The sequence below is a fragment of the Actinomycetota bacterium genome (assembly GCA_009923495.1).
Taxonomy (GTDB): Bacteria; Actinomycetota; Actinomycetes; order S36-B12; family UBA5976; genus UBA5976.
Genome location: RFTJ01000004.1, coordinates 1 through 16,636 on the forward strand (window position 1 = coordinate 1; position 16,636 = coordinate 16,636).

19 protein-coding genes, 1 tRNA gene and 1 riboswitch are annotated in these 16,636 nt (G+C 47.7%); of the genes, 6 read left to right on the top strand and 14 right to left on the bottom strand.

Annotated elements, in window-relative coordinates; genetic code table 11:
- Positions 1 to 1,193, top strand: a 1,193-nt coding sequence (locus EBS36_02505; protein ID NBU32028.1) for a cytochrome c oxidase assembly protein, incomplete at its 5' end; no start/stop codon positions are given.
- Here EBS36_02505 and EBS36_02510 read toward each other — a convergent pair.
- From EBS36_02510 to EBS36_02525, 4 genes are read right to left on the bottom strand one after another with little or no spacing between them, the layout of a single operon-like run.
- The gene (locus EBS36_02510) at positions 1,190 to 1,987 is read right to left on the bottom strand and encodes an FAD:protein FMN transferase (GenBank protein NBU32029.1); all 798 of its coding nucleotides are present in this window, start codon (positions 1,985 to 1,987) and stop codon (positions 1,190 to 1,192) included. The genes EBS36_02505 and EBS36_02510 overlap by 4 nt on opposite strands.
- Before the next feature lie 6 nt (positions 1,988 to 1,993).
- Positions 1,994 to 2,635, bottom strand: a complete 642-nt coding sequence (locus tag EBS36_02515; protein ID NBU32030.1) for an FMN-binding protein — start codon at positions 2,633 to 2,635, stop codon at positions 1,994 to 1,996.
- A 13-nt stretch (positions 2,636 to 2,648) separates the two neighbouring features.
- The gene (locus EBS36_02520) at positions 2,649 to 3,992 is read right to left on the bottom strand and encodes a hypothetical protein (GenBank protein ID NBU32031.1); all 1,344 of its coding nucleotides are present in this window, start codon (positions 3,990 to 3,992) and stop codon (positions 2,649 to 2,651) included.
- 39 nt (positions 3,993 to 4,031) lie between these two features.
- Complete coding sequence (locus tag EBS36_02525) at positions 4,032 to 4,502, bottom strand: hypothetical protein (GenBank protein ID NBU32032.1); 471 nt, start codon at positions 4,500 to 4,502, stop codon at positions 4,032 to 4,034.
- A 110-nt stretch (positions 4,503 to 4,612) separates the two neighbouring features.
- On the opposite strand from EBS36_02525, the gene EBS36_02530 reads away from it, so the two are divergent.
- Positions 4,613 to 5,290, top strand: coding sequence for a DNA-binding response regulator (locus EBS36_02530; protein ID NBU32033.1), 678 nt, complete (start codon positions 4,613 to 4,615; stop codon positions 5,288 to 5,290).
- Positions 5,287 to 6,672, top strand: coding sequence for a HAMP domain-containing protein (locus EBS36_02535; GenBank protein ID NBU32034.1), 1,386 nt, complete (start codon positions 5,287 to 5,289; stop codon positions 6,670 to 6,672). The genes EBS36_02530 and EBS36_02535 overlap by 4 nt, the downstream gene beginning before the upstream one ends.
- On the opposite strand, the gene EBS36_02540 is transcribed toward EBS36_02535, so the two are convergent.
- Genes EBS36_02540 through hflB form a run of 6 tightly spaced genes read right to left on the bottom strand, consistent with a single transcriptional unit; the run spans position 6,669 to position 11,371 of the window.
- Positions 6,669 to 7,148: a DUF3180 domain-containing protein gene (locus tag EBS36_02540; GenBank protein NBU32035.1), complete on the bottom strand. Its 480-nt coding sequence runs from the start codon at positions 7,146 to 7,148 to the stop codon at positions 6,669 to 6,671. The genes EBS36_02535 and EBS36_02540 overlap by 4 nt on opposite strands.
- Positions 7,138 to 7,644, bottom strand: a complete 507-nt coding sequence (gene folK, locus EBS36_02545) for a 2-amino-4-hydroxy-6-hydroxymethyldihydropteridine diphosphokinase (protein ID NBU32036.1) — start codon at positions 7,642 to 7,644, stop codon at positions 7,138 to 7,140. The genes EBS36_02540 and folK overlap by 11 nt, the downstream gene beginning before the upstream one ends.
- Positions 7,644 to 8,000, bottom strand: a complete 357-nt coding sequence (gene folB, locus EBS36_02550; GenBank protein NBU32037.1) for a dihydroneopterin aldolase — start codon at positions 7,998 to 8,000, stop codon at positions 7,644 to 7,646. Before folB ends, folK begins: the two co-directional genes overlap by 1 nt.
- The gene (gene folP, locus EBS36_02555; GenBank protein NBU32038.1) at positions 8,000 to 8,851 is read right to left on the bottom strand and encodes a dihydropteroate synthase; all 852 of its coding nucleotides are present in this window, start codon (positions 8,849 to 8,851) and stop codon (positions 8,000 to 8,002) included. Before folP ends, folB begins: the two co-directional genes overlap by 1 nt.
- Position 8,852: 1 nt before the next feature.
- On the bottom strand, positions 8,853 to 9,464 hold the full coding sequence (folE, locus tag EBS36_02560) for a GTP cyclohydrolase I FolE (GenBank protein ID NBU32039.1): 612 nt from the start codon (positions 9,462 to 9,464) through the stop codon (positions 8,853 to 8,855).
- Positions 9,461 to 11,371 carry an ATP-dependent zinc metalloprotease FtsH gene (hflB, locus tag EBS36_02565; protein NBU32040.1) on the bottom strand — a complete coding sequence of 637 codons (1,911 nt, stop codon included), beginning with the start codon at positions 11,369 to 11,371 and terminating at the stop codon, positions 9,461 to 9,463. Before hflB ends, folE begins: the two co-directional genes overlap by 4 nt.
- A gap of 163 nt (positions 11,372 to 11,534) precedes the next feature.
- On the opposite strand from hflB, the gene EBS36_02570 reads away from it, so the two are divergent.
- Positions 11,535 to 11,831, top strand: coding sequence for a type II toxin-antitoxin system VapB family antitoxin (locus tag EBS36_02570; protein ID NBU32041.1), 297 nt, complete (start codon positions 11,535 to 11,537; stop codon positions 11,829 to 11,831).
- Here EBS36_02570 and EBS36_02575 read toward each other — a convergent pair.
- The 3 genes from EBS36_02575 to EBS36_02585 are packed head-to-tail and all read right to left on the bottom strand — an operon-like array spanning position 11,828 to position 14,390.
- Positions 11,828 to 12,571, bottom strand: coding sequence for an amino acid ABC transporter ATP-binding protein (locus tag EBS36_02575; protein NBU32042.1), 744 nt, complete (start codon positions 12,569 to 12,571; stop codon positions 11,828 to 11,830). The genes EBS36_02570 and EBS36_02575 overlap by 4 nt on opposite strands.
- The gene (locus EBS36_02580) at positions 12,568 to 13,461 is read right to left on the bottom strand and encodes an amino acid ABC transporter permease (protein NBU32043.1); all 894 of its coding nucleotides are present in this window, start codon (positions 13,459 to 13,461) and stop codon (positions 12,568 to 12,570) included. Before EBS36_02580 ends, EBS36_02575 begins: the two co-directional genes overlap by 4 nt.
- 17 nt (positions 13,462 to 13,478) lie before the next feature.
- Entirely contained in the window at positions 13,479 to 14,390 is a 912-nt protein-coding gene (locus EBS36_02585) for an amino acid ABC transporter substrate-binding protein (protein ID NBU32044.1), read from the bottom strand.
- Between the two features lie 3 nt (positions 14,391 to 14,393).
- A riboswitch (SAM riboswitch) is annotated at positions 14,394 to 14,502 on the bottom strand.
- Positions 14,503 to 14,586: 84 nt separating this feature from the next.
- Between EBS36_02585 and EBS36_02590 the strand changes: the two genes are divergently transcribed.
- Positions 14,587 to 15,030, top strand: coding sequence for a nucleoside deaminase (locus EBS36_02590; protein ID NBU32045.1), 444 nt, complete (start codon positions 14,587 to 14,589; stop codon positions 15,028 to 15,030).
- Positions 15,031 to 15,068: 38 nt separating this feature from the next.
- A tRNA-Ser gene (locus tag EBS36_02595) sits at positions 15,069 to 15,158 on the top strand.
- A 29-nt stretch (positions 15,159 to 15,187) separates the two neighbouring features.
- Here the strand turns inward: EBS36_02595 and EBS36_02600 are convergent.
- A complete protein-coding gene (locus tag EBS36_02600; GenBank protein ID NBU32046.1) occupies positions 15,188 to 16,636 on the bottom strand; it encodes an NAD(P)(+) transhydrogenase (Re/Si-specific) subunit beta in 1,449 nt (482 codons plus the stop codon).

Genomic DNA, 16,636 nt, shown 5'->3' on the forward strand with positions numbered 1-16,636 from the left:
GTTCAATCTCTGATTTACTAACAACAGGTTACGGCTTGTTGGTGCTTGCAAAAATTATCCTTTTCGGCCTCATCTCGTACACAGCAATTAATGTCCGCAAGTCACTGGTCGAAAAGCGTCGAGCAAGCCATTTCGTGCTCTGGGAACTAGTGATGATGGGCTTGGCGGTTGGAGTTGGCGTTGCTCTGCAATTTACTGCGCCAACTCGGATTGGTAGAACTGGAAATAGCGCAGCTGAGGATTTGCTCGGCTTCAATTTTCCGCCACCGCCAAATTTTCAAAATTACTTTTTTGGCTGGCATCCAGACTGGCTAATACTGACTTTGGCACTTGTGGCTAGTGCGCTTTATGTTCGTGGGATCGCTACTTTAAAAGTGGCAAAGATTTACTGGCCTGCGCTTCGCACGATTTCTTTTTTTGCTGGCATCGCAATGCTGATTTGGGTTACCTGTGCTGGCATTGCGAAATATGCAATGGTCGCCTTTAGCGCACACATGATTCAACACATGGTTCTGGCTATGATTGTGCCGATATTTCTAGTGCTCAGCGCTCCAATTACTTTGGCACTGCGAGTATTGCCAACAAATACTCAAGACGAAAACCGATCTGCCAGATTTTGGATTATCTCATTACTACACAGTAGATATTCGAGGTTGGTAACCAATCCACTGCTCGTTCTGTTTATATTCACGGCGAGTTTATACGGAACATACTTCACAAGTATCTTCTCAGCCTTGATGAGCAGTCACGTTGGTCACATTGCTATGGAAATGCATTTCTTGATTACAGGAATTCTTTTTTCATTTCTCGTAATCGGTGTTGACCCAGCACCACGAAAACTCCCTTACTGGGCAAAACTGTTGCTGGTTTTAGTCTCGCTGTCAGTCCACGCATTCTTTGCCTTAGCAATTATGCAATCTGGAAATCCGATCGGAGTTCAGTGGTACTCGCAGGTGCAACCGCCATGGATAAAAGATGCGCTAGTTGAAACACATAACGGTGGCGGCATCGCTTGGGCGATTGGTGAAATTCCAATGTTTATTTTGTTATTAACTGTTGCAGTGCAATGGTCCCGTGCAGATGCTCGCGTGGCGAAACAAAAAGATCGAGCGGCTGATCGAGATAATGATGCTGAACTAGCTCGATACAACGAGCATCTAACTAATCTCAATAAAGAAGATGGGCGTACTTAACCTTCTTCGGTCTTGAATGCCGGCCCAAATGTAAATGCATTCTCGGTATCTATCAGTAATGCAGACCAATCAGGAAGTTGCTCAAACCAGCGGGCTCCGTCAGTCCCTTCAATCAGCAGTGCTGTTGCCAAGGCATCGGCTAGTCCGCCGTCAGGTCCAATTACAGTGGCTGAAATTAAAGCTAAGTCACGATTTCTAGTCGATGGATTAATTATGTGCTTTCCGCGTTCATACTCACCAGATGTGGCGATAGCTGAGTTAAATATTGCTGCCATAGCCAAGATCCCATCCTTATTAAATGGATCCTGAATACCTACTAGCCAAGGTTCACCGGGTGCTTGAAAGCCCCGACAGCTCACGTCTCCAGCCGCATTGACATTAACATTTAATAGTCCGCCATCCACTAAAAAGTCAGCGGCGACATCAGCTGCCCATCCCTTTACATACCCTGATGGATCTACACCGCCTGGCACTGCCCAAGGGTCGAAAACGCCATCGGTGAGTTTCTTGATTTGCTCACACTGCTCAAGTACTTGTGCAACAACTTCAGGCATCTGCACTAAGTCGGCAAAGCCCATTCTTAATGCGCTAATCGGAGTGTCAACCCGATAGGTAGAAAACCAGTCGTCAACCTGATGTAAAAACGCACTGGCCTCTTGCATAACTGTTTCGGCATTAATTGGCAGCAGTTCAGCGCGGGCCTCAAGGACTACAACTGTCCCCCAGACTTCCTCGAGATGAATAGCTTTTTGCCAGCCGTCATCGGTTGAACCGACCTGGAAAGTTGAATTCATTAGCTTCTAGAGTCCAGCATTTGTCATCGCACTAGCTAGCGACTTTCTAAAGGCATCTGAAGTGAATGAGGCACCACTTATGGTGGCGACACTTGATGTTTGATTAGTAAGGGCAGCCTGCACCAGTTTTGGGATTGAGTAACCAGAGATTCTTGAGGAATCGCCACCAGTTGGAAACTGCAATGGAGTAATGGCAGTCATTTGGCCATCCTTGACCGTTATTTTTACTTGAACAACGCCATATCCTCTCGCCCAAAACCCAGTCCCAGTGAAGGTTTGATCGGTCGTGATGGTTGGGGTAGGGGTAGTGGTTGGCGTCCTAGTAACCTCTGGACTGGGTTTGGGAGGAGTTGGCTTAGTTGGCTTTGGCTTTGGCTTATCAGTTTGCTTAGTTGATGTAGGTGTTGCTGTAGTTTTTGGCACCCTAGTTGCGGTTGGTGTCGGCGTAGATGCTTTTGATGCAGTTACCCGAGGCACTTTTGGTGTCACCTGAGTATCTGGTGTTTGGCTACTTCCTGAATCAAGTGGAATTGGTTTGCCAAGCGCCAAATCAGTTCCGGAGTTTAGTAATGGATTATTTGGCGTGTAACGAAGGGTTGCGGTAAGGCCAGCAATGGTTCCTACCGTTACGAAAAATGATCTCTTCATCTACCCTCCCTTCCTAGAATGCAAATGATTCGTGGTGTATGCGCTTTTCTGGTACTCCTGCATTGACCACCATCTTGATAACGGAATCCATAAATCCATTTGGACCGCAGACATAGATGTCGCTTTCGAGCAATGCTGGTGCGAATGCCGACATGTATGCGACCGTCATCGGATGTTGTTCCCGATTGCCTTCTAGGTAAACCAGGTTCCAGCCTTTTTGTTTCGCCAGCACATCAAGTTCTGTTTTAAGTGGGGCGTTTTGTAATTCGGACACTCGGTAAATGAAGGTTGTGTTTACCGAATGAGGCAAATCTTCAATCATTGCCCTTATCGGAGTTACACCGATGCCAGCGGCAAAAGCAGTGACGGCATTCGTATATCGCTGCTTTGCCGTGAAAACTCCATAAGGCCCTTCGGCTATGACTCGAGTTCCAGGCTTCAAATCAATTAGCAAACTAGAAGATTGGTCGCCTAGATGTTTTACTGTAATTCGTAACTGATTTGCAGTTGGCTTCATACTTAATGAATACGGATGGGCCTGCCACCACCAAGTCCGAGTCATAAATCGCCATTGAAAAAATTGTCCGCCGCTTGCGTTGAAACGGCCTAAGTTGCGGCCGGAAATATAGACACTAGCCACATCGGAACTTTCTGCAACTACTCGCTCTACCTTCAGCCCACTTTGAAGTGAAAGCCAGAGAGGAATGAAAACCCTACTCACGGCTATCAGTACAGCCACTGCAATGTAGAGGGCAATCCAAAAGGTTTTTAACAGAGGGTGCGCGATAAAAAGTAAACTCGTATTGATTTGATGACCAAACGCCAATGCAATTGCGATGTAAAAGTAGAGATGAGATGTCCACCAAGTCTCATATTTCATTCGCCTTCTAGCAATTCGGTGCGAGGCAAATCCCAAGCCAACCATTAACACAAATGCAACAGCTGCTGGAAGCATCCAGCCGTATGTAGTAACCAAAAGCCAAAGCTGATAGAGAACTCCCTTTCCTGATGACTGCGCATATCCGATGGTGGTAAATAAGACATGGACTGCAATCAGGACTAATGAATACGGCGCTATTGTTCGGTGCCACAGAATCATGCGATCATGCCCTGCTTCACGTTCTAGCCAGGCTATGCGCGATATAAGAACCATTAGCATCAAGCAAAGATAGGTCCCAGTCATGGCAGCAGTGCTACCAATCGCATTTGCTACGCCACCAGCACCTCCCACATTTGGCAAAACCGTTACTAGCGAACTACCTAGTACTGCGCCGAAGCCTAGACCCGCTATCAGGGTTGCGACATTAACTCGCCACTTTACTGGTGGCTTGTGAGTGGCTGCAATGTTTTGCGTCATTAGAATTTCCAACCGATCCAACTAACTAGTAGCTAGTAATTAGTCGTCGTCTTCCCAATCTTCATCTTCGTCATCATGTTCATCTTCAGAGTCATGATTCTCGTATTTGTCGTCGTCTTCATCGTCTTTGCTTGGTTTGTAATCTGGCGGAACGATTGGCAGGCTTGGGGCTGCAGTCTCGGTAGGTGCTGCTGGGTTTGGATTGTCTGGGTTTGGATCTGATGTATCCGCAGAACTATCCATGGGATTGACATTTGATTCATCGGAATTCGTCGATCCTTGACTACCTTCCACCGGTGGCAGTCCAGTATCCGAATTGCCACCAGAATCCAGACCTGGTGCAATTTTCTTGGAACTTGGTAGTAAAGCATCGCGATTTAACTCATCTGTAGTGACGACTACTCGCTCAACGGAGTGCTTTTTTAGCGCCTGTGAATTGATGGCAAAAGCAGAAGATCCCGCAGCCACAACGCCAGCAACGGTAAAAATCGAGATCAGCTTTGCGCTCATGTCTCTACCGTACCCAGTCATTTGCTAGGTCTCATATCCGGGAAATCCAAAAAACATCCAAATTGGGTTTGGGGACTGTTTATTTCCATAAAAACCGACAGAATTGCAGTGTGAACATTCTGCTGATTGAAGATGACCCTTCGGTAGCATCCAGTGTTAAAGACAGCTTGGAGCACGAAAACTTTGTTGTCCAACATGTAGCAACCGGAAAGGCTGGGATTGCTGAAGCAAAATCTGGTGTTGCTGACATGATTCTGCTTGACCTCGGTTTGCCAGACATAGACGGTCAGCAAGTTTGCCGAACTATTCGACTTGAAAGTAGCACACCAATAATCATCCTCAGTGCTCGCAGTGAAGAAGTAGATCGAGTCTTGGCCCTTGAATTTGGTGCAGACGATTATCTAGTCAAACCATTCGGCACTCGAGAACTTGTTGCAAGAATTCGAGCGGTTAGTCGCCGAACGAGTCTGCCAGAAGTTGAAGCCGCAGCCACCGAAAAAGTTATCGGGGCTCTTAAAATTGATACTCGTAGCCAGCGGGTTTATGTTGACAATGTAGAAGTTACTTTAACCTCAAAAGAATTTGACCTATTAGTTTTTCTGTGTTCTGACCCGGGTGCAGTTCGCCGACGCAATGACATCATGCGAGATGTGTGGGATACCGACTGGTATCAAACCACTAAAACCGTAGATGCACACATCGCTTCACTTCGTAAAAAACTTGGACACCAAGATTGGATTGAAGCAGTTCGAGGTGTTGGCTTTCGGATTTCGATTCCTTCATCATGAAACGGCGAATGCTAGCAGCCTTAGTTGGACTAAGTGTTGGTGTTTTGTTGGTACACGATGTGCCACTAGCCTCGTACCTGCGCAATGTTGAAAATGATCGACTCGTTACTGGCCTTGAGCGAGATAGCTTCATCATTGTTGGTAACGCCCATGAGGCTATCGAAGAGCCGAGCAGGAAGCATCAACTTGATCTAGAGCGATCTATTCAAAAGTATGTAGCACAAAGTAATGCAGTAGTAATTGTCACAGATGGCAGTGGACTGGTTATTGCTTCGACCGACCCAAGTATCTCAAAAGGTGACGACTTTAGCGCTCGGCCAGAGATTTCACAAGCATTGAGTGGAACAGTTGCATCTGGTCGAAGATTTTCGAACACCTTAAATTATGAGCTGCTCTATGTTTCTGTTCCAGTAATAAAGGGAAATGAGGTATTCGGCTCTGTTCGAATAACCTTCCCAGCGCAGACTGTAGACCAAATTGTTAACTCACGATTACGCATTTTGGGATCGGTTGCGGGAGTGACGATCTTGCTCGCAATTTTGTTGGCATTACTGCTGGCTTCGAGTATTACTAAGCGGCTTGACGATCTGAAAACTGTCACAGAAGAATTTGCTGCTGGAAATTACGGCGTGCGCGCAGATACAAATCACGGCGCTTCTGAAATTCGAACGCTATCGGAAAGCTTCAATTCAATGGCCGAAAGAATCTCCCTGCTTATCGCTCAACAGCGTGATTTTGCAAGCGACGCATCTCATCAACTGCGAACCCCTCTTACTGCATTGCAACTTCGCTTGGAGCGCGCGCAATCACTTGTCAGTGACGATTCATCCGAAGTTTCAGAGCGCATAGATGCTGCACTTGTTGAAACTGGTAGATTGCAGCAAATTGTTGAAGGGCTCTTAATGCTCAGCCGGGTGGAAAGTCGGTCCACCGGGAGTCTCGAAATGTTTGATCTAGCCCAAGTTGTCAAGACTCATTCTGCTCAATGGCAGGCATTGGCCAGTGACTCCGGTGTACAGCTTGACATTGAGGTTCCAGATACTGCTCGGATTGTCGCCTTGCCTGGAGTAATTGAACAGGTAGTAGATAACTACATAGATAACGCACTACATGTTTCAAGGCCTGGCTCACGGATAGTCATTCAGGTTGTTTCTGGTGAAGATTTTTCGGCACTTCATGTAATAGATGATGGACCCGGATTAAGTGAAGAAGGTCTAGACAAGGCGTTCAATCGATTCTGGCGAGCGAAAAGCGATGAGCATGGAAGTGGACTTGGCTTAGCTATTGTGGAGCGGTTGATGTTGGCCAGTGGCGGAAGTGCTGAACTGATGAATCGTCAGCCTAACGGAATTGATGCGCGAGCATTTTTCCGAAATGTTTAAACTGTTACCTGATCTGGGCCGTCGGCGTTTTTATCATTAACTTCACACATTCTCTCCAGCCACAATGCGGTAATAACCAGAATCGCTGCTGCCACCAAAATTAATCCGATAATCGAAATTCGATAACCAACCTCGGAGGTTCGAGTAAGACCAAGATTGAGAATTAGCAGGCCAGTATAAAAACCGAATACCAAGGATCCGACCCGAGAAGTTGACATGGCAAGAGCCGCAGTTCGAGCAGCGACAATCGGCGGCAGGCGCGGGCCAATCTTTTTTCGCTGCAGCTTAGGTCGAGCAATCAGAGTCCACGCAAGCAAGGTGATAGCGAGAAACCACATTGTGACTGCATTTATCCAGGGCACAGAAAGTTGGACCATAAACCAATGTGGCCAAAGGCGTCCGATTGACCAACCCAAGGCACTGGCTAAAACAGCAAGTGCGACAAGAAAACTAGGTCGCGTTCTATCAAGTTTCATGCTGGCTCAAGTCAAAATCTAGTGCTTCGAATCTCAGTACCCTTTGATTCGCTAAGGCTGATAGTAGTACCGCTACTGGCTCGCTTCCACCAAGGATCCAGTCTGGTAGAACTTCCTGTAATGGAATCAAGACGAAGGCACGTTTGCTCGCCAGCGGGTGTGGCACTGTTAAGTTTTCGCTATCTACTTGCTGGTTTTCGATGTCTACTATGTCGATATCAAGTGTTCTGGGACCCCAGCGCAGTTCTCTCACTCGACCAGCAGCTAATTCGATCTGTTGAGTTTCTGCCAACACCTGCTGCGCAGTGAGTGGAGTTTCTACTACGGCAACCATGTTGAGAAAGTCATCTTGTGCTACTTCGCCAACTGGTTCTGTTTCATAAACGGATGAAACCCCGAATACCTCTCCCACATTTTGGCGCAACTGTTCGATTGCAAAACTCAAGTTTGCTATTCGGTCGCCTTGGTTTGACCCTAGCGAGAGCACAACCTTCATCAGGGAAGTCTCCGAGTAACCGATACATCAGTGAATGGGACTTCAATCGGTGCAAATGGTTTATGAACAATGACTTCGACTGACTGAACTCCTGGCATTGACACAATTTTCTGAGCAATTAAATCTGCAAGTGTTTCGATTAAGTTGACTGGGCTGCCAGTAATTGCTGCATAAACAACATCGGCAATTAGCGCGTAATTTATTGTTTCTCCAAGGGCATCGTTAATAACCGCTTTTGAGAAATCTGTGGTTACTTCTACGTCAACACTGAATTCTTGACCCTGATTGCGCTCATGTGCCAAAACTCCGTGATATCCAAAGGCTCTGATTCCTGAAATTTTGATGGTGTCCGCCATCAACTTCTCCTTAGCTGTTCGACGACTGCTACGGCGTCTCTAGTAGTGCGGCAATCATGAACTCTTAGGGCCCATACATCAGCATGCGCCATTAGTGCACTTACCGCGATGGTTGCTGCCTCACGGTCGAGTACATCTCTAGGTTTGTCTCCCTGTGCCAGCAACTCCCCGAGAAACCGTTTGCGTGATGCGCCAATCAAAATCGGATATCCTAATTCCTGTAGTTCGTTAATTCGTGACAGCAAGGGCCAGTTTTGTTCGGGCAACTTAGCGAATCCTAATCCAGGATCAAGCACAATATGCTCAGACGCTATGCCAGCGCTGAGTGCCTTATTCACCTGACTCAAAAGTTCGGCAGTAACATCATTTACTACATCGAAGTAATGAGACTTTTCCATCATCTCGGCTGAGTGTGCTCGCCAGTGCATCATTATGTAAGGCACCTCGGATTGAGCAATTACTGAAAACATTCCGGAATCTGCCAAGCCACCGCTAACGTCATTGATTAGGTGTACGCCTGCAGCTATTGCTTGTTTTGCAACCTCTGCTCGCATTGTGTCGACACTGACAACGATTCCATCTGAAACAAGTTTTGTGACCACCGGCATTACTCGTGACAACTCTTCGTCAAGTGAAACTCTTTGTGCACCTGGTCGAGTTGATTCACCACCAACATCGACCAAATCAGCACCTGAGTCTGTCAAGTAGTGCGCGTGCTTGATTGCTGAATCTACAGATGCAAACTTCCCGCCATCACTGAATGAGTCTGACGTTACATTGATGACACCCATTACGAGTGTGCGATTAATTGCCGTCAAAGTTTCCGGTAATCCAGCAGGATGTCTACGCATGCTAATGTCCGTTTATTAGTGACATCGCTTCATTGCGGGTTGCTGCGTCCCTTAACTGACCGCGTACTGCAGAAGTTAGCGTCATTGCGCCAGGCTTGCGAATCCCGCGCATCGACATACATAAGTGTTCGCATTGAATTACTACGATGACACCAGCCGGTTTAAGTATGCGGACCAATGCATCGGCAATCTGCGTAGTCAGTCGCTCCTGCACCTGCGGGCGCCGCGCATAAAGCTCTACTAATCTGGCAATTTTGGATAGTCCGGTGATTCGCCCATCTTCACCTGGAATGTATCCAACATGTGCCATGCCATGAAACGGGACCAAATGATGTTCACAAACCGAATAAAGAGCAATATCTTTTACAACAACTAGCTCCTCGTGTCCTAATGCAAAAGTTGTCGTGAGCACATCTTCAGCTCGGGAATGTAGACCTTCGAATATTTCAGCATACGATCGGGCAACTCGAGCAGGTGTTTGCGCTAAGCCTTCACGATCGGGGTTTTCGCCAATGGCCACGAGCAATTCACGAATAGCCGCTTCAACCCGAGCGGCATCAAAAGGTGCGATTGCTGGTGGCTCAGTCAGCTGTTCGATTGGATCGACACTCACGCTTCACCAGCAGAATCTTGGTTTGGTTTCATTGAAACTGGAGGTTGACTACTAGGCAACCGACGCGCTGAACCAGTCCATGCTGGGCGTTCTGGCCGCCGCTTTAATGGAGCAAAAATTCGCTCAACCTCTTCGCGATTCAAGGTCTCTTTATCCAACAATTCGAGGACGAGCGCATCTAGTACCTCGCGATTTTCTTGGAGAATTTCGAATGCCTCATGGTGTGCGATGTCGATGAATGTTCGAACCTCTTCATCGATGGCAGCCGCGACTTCTTCTGAGTAATCGCGGGCATGGCCCATGTCGCGACCCATGAAGACTTCGGATGACTCGCTCCCGTAGCGAACTGCGCCAAGGCGCTCTGTCATTCCGAATTGGGTAACCATTTTGCGGGCCACTGTGGTTGCCTTCTCGATGTCATTACTTGCCCCGGTTGTTGGGTCATGGAATATCATTTCCTCGGCTGCCCGACCACCTAGCATGTATGCCAATTGGTTTAACATTTCGCTACGCGTAGTTGAGTATTTTTCTTCTTCTGGTAACACCATCGTGTATCCAAGGGCTCGACCGCGAGGCATAATCGTGATTTTGTGAACGGGATCAGTGTTAGGTAGTGCCGCTGCAACTAAAGCATGTCCACCTTCGTGATAGGCGGTAATAAGTCGCTCTTTATCATTCATTACTCGAGTGCGTTTTTGTGGTCCACCAATTACACGATCAATGGCTTCATCCAATATGGAATCAGTAATCAAGGTCTCGTTCAATCGTGCCGTTAGTAGTGCAGCCTCGTTCAAGACATTTGCTAAATCAGCACCGGTAAATCCAGGAGTCCGACGAGCAACAGCAGCTAAGTCAACTTCAGGTGCAAGCGGTTTGCCCTTGGCATGTACCGCCAAAATATCGCGTCGACCCAATAGGTCTGGAACATCAACAGCAATCTGGCGATCAAACCGACCAGGCCGAAGTAGTGCCGGATCAAGGATATCTGGACGGTTTGTTGCTGCAATCAGAATTACACCTGAATTGACATCGAAGCCGTCCATCTCGACCAGCATCTGGTTTAACGTCTGCTCACGTTCGTCATGTCCACCGCCTAAGCCAGCGCCACGCTGACGTCCAACGGCATCGATCTCGTCAATGAAGATAATTGCTGGTGCATTCTCTTTTGCCTGATTAAATAGATCGCGAACTCTGCTTGCACCAACACCAACAAACATTTCGACAAAATCAGAACCTGAAATAGAAAAGAATGGGACTCCCGCTTCGCCGGCTACCGCCCGAGCCAATAGGGTTTTGCCAGTTCCTGGCGGTCCGTAGAGGAGAACCCCTTTCGGGATTTTTGCCCCAACTGATAAGAATTTTGCTGGCTGGGCAAGGAAGTCTTTGATCTCCACTAGTTCTTCTACTGCTTCGTCAGCACCGGCGACATCTGCGAAGGTTGTTTGCGGCATGTCTTTGTTAACCAGTTTTGCCTTTGATTTGGCAAACTGCATGACCCGGCCACCGCCTTGCATCTGTCCGATGAAGAAAAATAGCAGGAGCATAATCAAAATTAACGGAATGATTGAGACAGCGAGGCTGACCCAAAATGATTCATGGGGAACTACAACATTAAAACCGCCAGGTAGTGCCTGCTTTTTAAGTAAATCAACTAGGTCAGTCCCTTGGCCTTGGATAAAACTAGCTACTTCTTTTGAGCCATCCGTAAGCGTTAGTGTGACCGTCTGATCTTTGTCAACGAGTACCGCTGATTTGGCTCGACCATCGGTAATGTCGGCAATCACCTTCCAAGTGTCAACCTTTTTAGCGGTATCAGATCCAGATAAGGTATTGCTCCCAATGAGAAGTGCTGTTACAGCCAGGAAAACCCAAAGAAAAGGCGAGCGGAGAAGGTTCTTAAATTTCATCGTTTTTGTTTAGTCCTAAAAGTGTCGTGACTCTTTACGGTACTACTTAAATAGGTCATCGCGCTAAGTCAGGCAAGAAGTTCTGCTAAAGGGGAAACACGGCACAGGTTCACAAATGAGTGCAATCTCCTCTTTTGCCTGTAAATCTGCCTATTCTGTAAGGGTGATTTTCAAATCGGTACTAGATTCGCGGCCTTATCCAATGCCCGAATTAACCAATGAACAGTGGGGCGAATTAGCACCGCGGCAGATTCGGTTGGATGAGCTTTCGACTATCAAGAGCACCCTTGATTTACACGAATTACTCGCAACAGATTCAACGTTCTTCGGTGACCTTTTTGCTCGAGTGGTGCGCTATCGTGGTGAACTCTACCTGGAGACTGGGCTGCATCGTGCGGTCAGAGCAGCGCTTCAAGGTCGCACATCGCTACATGCTCGGATATTCGAAATTACCGACTAGAGTCGGCCAGCCTCGTGTACGCGACGCAGAAAATCTTTAGTTGAATTTTCCTTAGGGGCATTAATTACTTGTTCGGCTGGACCCCGTTCAACAATCATTCCGTTTTCTAGAAAACACACTTCATCGGCGACTTGGGTAGCAAAACTCATCTCATGAGTTGCCAGCACCATTGTCATGCCATCGGTTTTTAAATCGCGGATGATGGATAGCACCTCATTAACTAATACGGGATCAAGAGCAGAAGTAACTTCGTCTAACAACAGCAGTCGAGGCTTAACAGCCAATGATCTGATTATTGCAACTCGCTGCTGCTGTCCTCCGCTTAACCGATCTGGATATTGATCCGCCTTATCGGCCAAATCAAAACGTCTGAGCAAGGTGAGTGCCTGGTCAATAGCTTTATCAGCTTCTAGTCCATGAACTTTGATTGGGGCTAGTGTGATGTTCTCTAATACTGTTTTATGCGGAAATAAGTTGAATGATTGAAACACCATGCCCAGCTTGCGCCTAACCAAGTCGGCATCGACTAGCGGGTCTGAAATTTCTTCGCCATCCAAAATGATTTGCCCATCATCGATGCTGTCTAGCAAGTTCACACATCTCAGCAGTGTAGATTTTCCTGAGCCTGAAGCGCCAATTAAGACTGTTGCGGTATGTTCTGGCACCGTAAGTGATACATCCGATAGGACGACTTCTGAATCAAAACTCTTTCGAAGATTAATTAGTTCTAAAACATTCATGCCGCACCTTGCGAATTCTGCTTTTCGATGGATTTTAATAAGACATAATCTGTGTACCGGGTCAACGGAATCGTGATTATCAGAAACAGAATTGCAGCAATGACATACGGTGTGTAATTAAATGTGCGTGAACTTTCAATCTGAGCGGCTCTCACCGCATCGATTACACCGAGAATTGACACTAAGCCGGTATCTTTCAATAACGAAATGAAGTCATTCAAGATTGGCGGGACTACACGCCTAAGTGCCTGTGGTAACACAACGTAACGCATTGTCTGGTTGTGAGTTAAGCCCAAAGACCTAGCCGCAGCGCGTTGGCTCGGATGAACCGACAAAATCCCACTTCGGATAACTTCGGCTACATATGCTGAGTAAGTGAGAACAATTGCAACTGTTCCCAAAATAAAGACATTTGAAGTTACGCCCTGAAGGCGAAGTGCCGGCACACCGAATCCCACAAGCAGGATAACCAGAATCAGGGGCACGCCTCGGAAAATATCTACATAAGCGGTAGCAAGAAACCGAATCGGGGTTAGCGAAGCAGAGCGAGTGGTCCTAGCCAAGGCAAGGGCCAGAGAGAGTGCGCCAATTGCCACAGAGGCTATGACCGTTAACTCAATGTTGAGTAATAAACCTTTAGCAACTACATCGACTACGGTTTGTCCATACCTGAGGTCAAAGAATGTCTGCTTAACCACATCCCAGCCAGGCGAATTGATTAGAACCGCCACGATAACTGCAAGAACTAATGCACTGGAACTAACTGATATTGCAATTCGCTTATGCAACTCGTCTTTGCGTATCTTGGCGCGCTCTTGTTCGCGGACACTCGGTGACCATGCGATAGCCCGATCCGGCTCTCGGCGAATCGGGCTATCGGGATTGGTCATGATGTTTATTTAGACAATTACTTCAGAACTGGAGCACCAGCATCGGTGCCTAACCAGGTATCGGTAATCTTCGCTAAAGTTCCATCTTTCTTTATTGCGTCTACGGCTTGGGAAACACAGCTGGTAATCGGGCTTCCTTTGGCAAGAAGTAATCCGAATTCATCGCCTGTTCCACTTGATGGCAATTGACCTACAATGATGCCATCTGGAACTTCAACCGCTGACAAATAGAAAGCGGTAGGAAGATCAACGACGATTCCATCAATCTGCTTATTTTTGAGTGCGGTGACTGCTGCTGCGTTGTCATTGAAAACGCGCGCTTGAGTTGTTGGCTTGATGACATCATTGATTGCCTGCAGTGAAGTGGTTCCTACTGCTGCACCTAACTTGGCACTGGCTAGGTCAGCGATGCCGGTCTTACCTGAAATCGGGCTTCCTTTGTAAGAAACGATTGCTTGTGGTGCTGTGTAGTAAGCACTTGAGAAATCGACGGCCTTCTTGCGCTCATCGGTAATTGAGAATTGCTGCAAGTTGAAGTCAAAGTTCTTATCACCTGGTGTAATCGCCCCATCAAATGTTGTGCGAACCCACTGGACATCAGATTTTTCAAAACCTAACTTGTCAGCGACTGCATAAGCGACTGCTGGCTCGAACCCGTCACCGGATTCGGGCTTGTCGTCAATTACCCATGGGTAATAAGCCGGATTGCCAGTTGCAATGGTTAACTTTCCTGCACTGAATGTGGTTAGCCCTTCTTTTGTGCAGTCCGATGAAATTGCACCGGTGCTCTTTGATGCACACGATGTGAGCACTGCTACAAGCGTTACTGCTGACAGTGTTGCTGTAATACGAGTTGCGATTTTCACGCTGTTCTCCTTGATGTTGTCCGTGCTTGAGCAACAGCGGTTGCTGGCCCAAGTTGGGCCCATGTGGACCCGCGCTTGCCACTTTCGTGGCCTGGTCTTTCCACCGGGGCACCCCATCGCGGTCTGCAAGGGTTGTCGGATAACTAGCCGGTACTTGTCGTTATCGCTCTTGACCTGGCTCCTATGCTAGCAAGTTCGCTAGCCAATTGGTTAATTCGTCTGCCACAATCAAGGTATGGCCAAAGACCTTGAATTGCTGATGAATTTTGCACTGGAGCAGGCAAATTTAGCTTCAGATTTAGGTGAGGTTCCCATCGGAGCAGTTGTAATCGCTGCAGATGGAAACGTCATTGGCCGCGGGCATAACGATCGGGAGAAAAGCCATAACCCCTTAGGCCACGCTGAAGTTATTGCCTTGACTCAGGCGGCGCAAAATATCGGCTCGTGGCGGCTAGATGGCTGCACGCTCGTAGTCACGCTAGAACCGTGCACTATGTGTGCGGGAGCGATCGTCCAGTCGCGTATTGCACGTTTAGTATTTGGCGCATTTGATGAAAAAGCTGGTGCTGTAGGTTCACTTTGGGATTTGGTCCGAGATCGTAGACTGCCCCATCGGCCAGAGGTAATTTCAGGAATTTTGGCCCAAGAATCTGCCCAAGTGCTGGGTGACTTCTTTGCCAGAGCCCGACAAGTTGCACCGTGATTTATTCTTTTCTTTGATTTGCAGGTAATCTAGGCGACGGTGTCGTGTCCGAGCGGCCAAAGGAGCACGCCTCGAAAGCGTGTGAGGGTTAACGCCCTCCGTGGGTTCAAATCCCACCGGCACCGCCATATCGTAACGGCTTCAGGCAATCGTCTAGTTACAAACCTTTAACGGCACTAACAACTTTAGTTAACGACTCCTTGGCATCACCGAAAAGTAGCGAAGTCTTTGGGTCAAACAACAATTCATTTTCAATTCCAGCGAATCCGGGGCGCATTGAACGCTTCAAGAAAACGACTTGACCGGCCTGATCTACATTTAGGATTGGCATGCCATAAATAGGTGCTGTCTTATCATCACGAGCAGCTGGGTTGACGACGTCATTTGCGCCAACAACTAAGGCAACATCGGCTTCGGCGAACTCTGGATTAATTTCATCCATTTCCTTCAGTTGATCATAAGGAACATTGGCCTCGGCCAGCAGTACATTCATGTGTCCTGGCATGCGACCTGCTACTGGATGAATCGCATAGTCGACATGAATGCCTTTAGCACTCAGTAGTTCGACTAGTTCACGAATAGTGTTTTGTGCTTGGGCAACAGCTAGTCCATAGCCAGGCACGATGATAACTTTTCGCGCGTAACTGAGCATGATTGCGACATCATCTGGCGAAGCAGATTTGACTGGACGGTCTTCGGTTGCCCCAGCTGTGGCTGCTGCCTTAGCTGTGAAGGCACCGAACAAAGTGTTGGTTAAAGGGCGACCCATCGCTGCTGCCATCATTCGGGTGAGCAAAGTTCCTGATGCGCCAACTAATGTGCCAGCCACAATCAGCAAGGTGTTTCCAAGTACATAGCCCGAAGCTGCTACTGACAATCCGGTGAAAGCGTTTAAAAGAGAAATCACGATTGGCACATCTGCTCCACCAACTGGCAGTACTAACAATATTCCCATCAAAAGTGACAGACCGAGTAACAGGTAAAGCAAATTGTTCGCTGGACCTGCTACCAATAGCACTGCAGTCCCGACAGTCCCAAGTCCAGCAAGTGAAGTTAGGTAGCGACCGGCTGGCAAAACTACTGGACGAGAAGTCATTAGTTCCTGGAGTTTCATGAAGGTCAGGATTGAGCCCGAAAAGGAAACCGCACCAACTAAGACCGTGAATACGGTTGCAGCCAATGCGGCTTTTGACTCACTTGCAGTCGGCGCAGAAAACTCAACTACTGAAACAACAGCCGCAGCTCCACCGCCAACGCCGTTAAATAACGCAACCATCTGTGGCATTTGTGTCATTTGTACGCGCTTTGCAGCAATCCAACCAATAATTGAACCCAGAACAATCGCCGCAAGAATGAACGGTAAGTTGTCGATGAGGTTATCTAAGCCGTCGCCATAGTACTCGTTGCCGTAAAAGAAGATCACAACGGTTGCTACGCCTGCGCCCAATGCGCCGAGCAGGTTTCCCAACCGGGCCGACTTAGGTGATGACAAACCTTTAAGCGCCAAGATGAATAGGACTGCCGCTCCTAGCTCAACAAGTCGAACCCAGGCAGGCGCTTGCGCTGTAGTTGTAGAGGCTGAAAAATTTACAAAAGTAGCGGTCAT

Coding starts and splice junctions, on each gene's coding strand:
- EBS36_02510 (NBU32029.1), bottom strand. CDS start 1,987: ATGAATTCAACTTTCCAGGTCGGTTCAACCGATGACGGCTGGCAAAAA.
- EBS36_02515 (NBU32030.1), bottom strand. CDS start 2,635: ATGAAGAGATCATTTTTCGTAACGGTAGGAACCATTGCTGGCCTTACC.
- EBS36_02520 (NBU32031.1), bottom strand. CDS start 3,992: ATGACGCAAAACATTGCAGCCACTCACAAGCCACCAGTAAAGTGGCGA.
- EBS36_02525 (NBU32032.1), bottom strand. CDS start 4,502: ATGAGCGCAAAGCTGATCTCGATTTTTACCGTTGCTGGCGTTGTGGCT.
- EBS36_02535 (NBU32034.1), top strand. CDS start 5,287: ATGAAACGGCGAATGCTAGCAGCCTTAGTTGGACTAAGTGTTGGTGTT.
- EBS36_02540 (NBU32035.1), bottom strand. CDS start 7,148: ATGAAACTTGATAGAACGCGACCTAGTTTTCTTGTCGCACTTGCTGTT.
- folK (NBU32036.1), bottom strand. CDS start 7,644: ATGAAGGTTGTGCTCTCGCTAGGGTCAAACCAAGGCGACCGAATAGCA.
- folB (NBU32037.1), bottom strand. CDS start 8,000: ATGGCGGACACCATCAAAATTTCAGGAATCAGAGCCTTTGGATATCAC.
- folP (NBU32038.1), bottom strand. CDS start 8,851: ATGCGTAGACATCCTGCTGGATTACCGGAAACTTTGACGGCAATTAAT.
- hflB (NBU32040.1), bottom strand. CDS start 11,371: ATGAAATTTAAGAACCTTCTCCGCTCGCCTTTTCTTTGGGTTTTCCTG.
- EBS36_02575 (NBU32042.1), bottom strand. CDS start 12,571: ATGAATGTTTTAGAACTAATTAATCTTCGAAAGAGTTTTGATTCAGAA.
- EBS36_02580 (NBU32043.1), bottom strand. CDS start 13,461: ATGACCAATCCCGATAGCCCGATTCGCCGAGAGCCGGATCGGGCTATC.
- EBS36_02585 (NBU32044.1), bottom strand. CDS start 14,390: ATGGGCCCAACTTGGGCCAGCAACCGCTGTTGCTCAAGCACGGACAAC.
- EBS36_02590 (NBU32045.1), top strand. CDS start 14,587: ATGAATTTTGCACTGGAGCAGGCAAATTTAGCTTCAGATTTAGGTGAG.
- EBS36_02600 (NBU32046.1), bottom strand. CDS start 16,636: ATGACCGCTACTTTTGTAAATTTTTCAGCCTCTACAACTACAGCGCAA.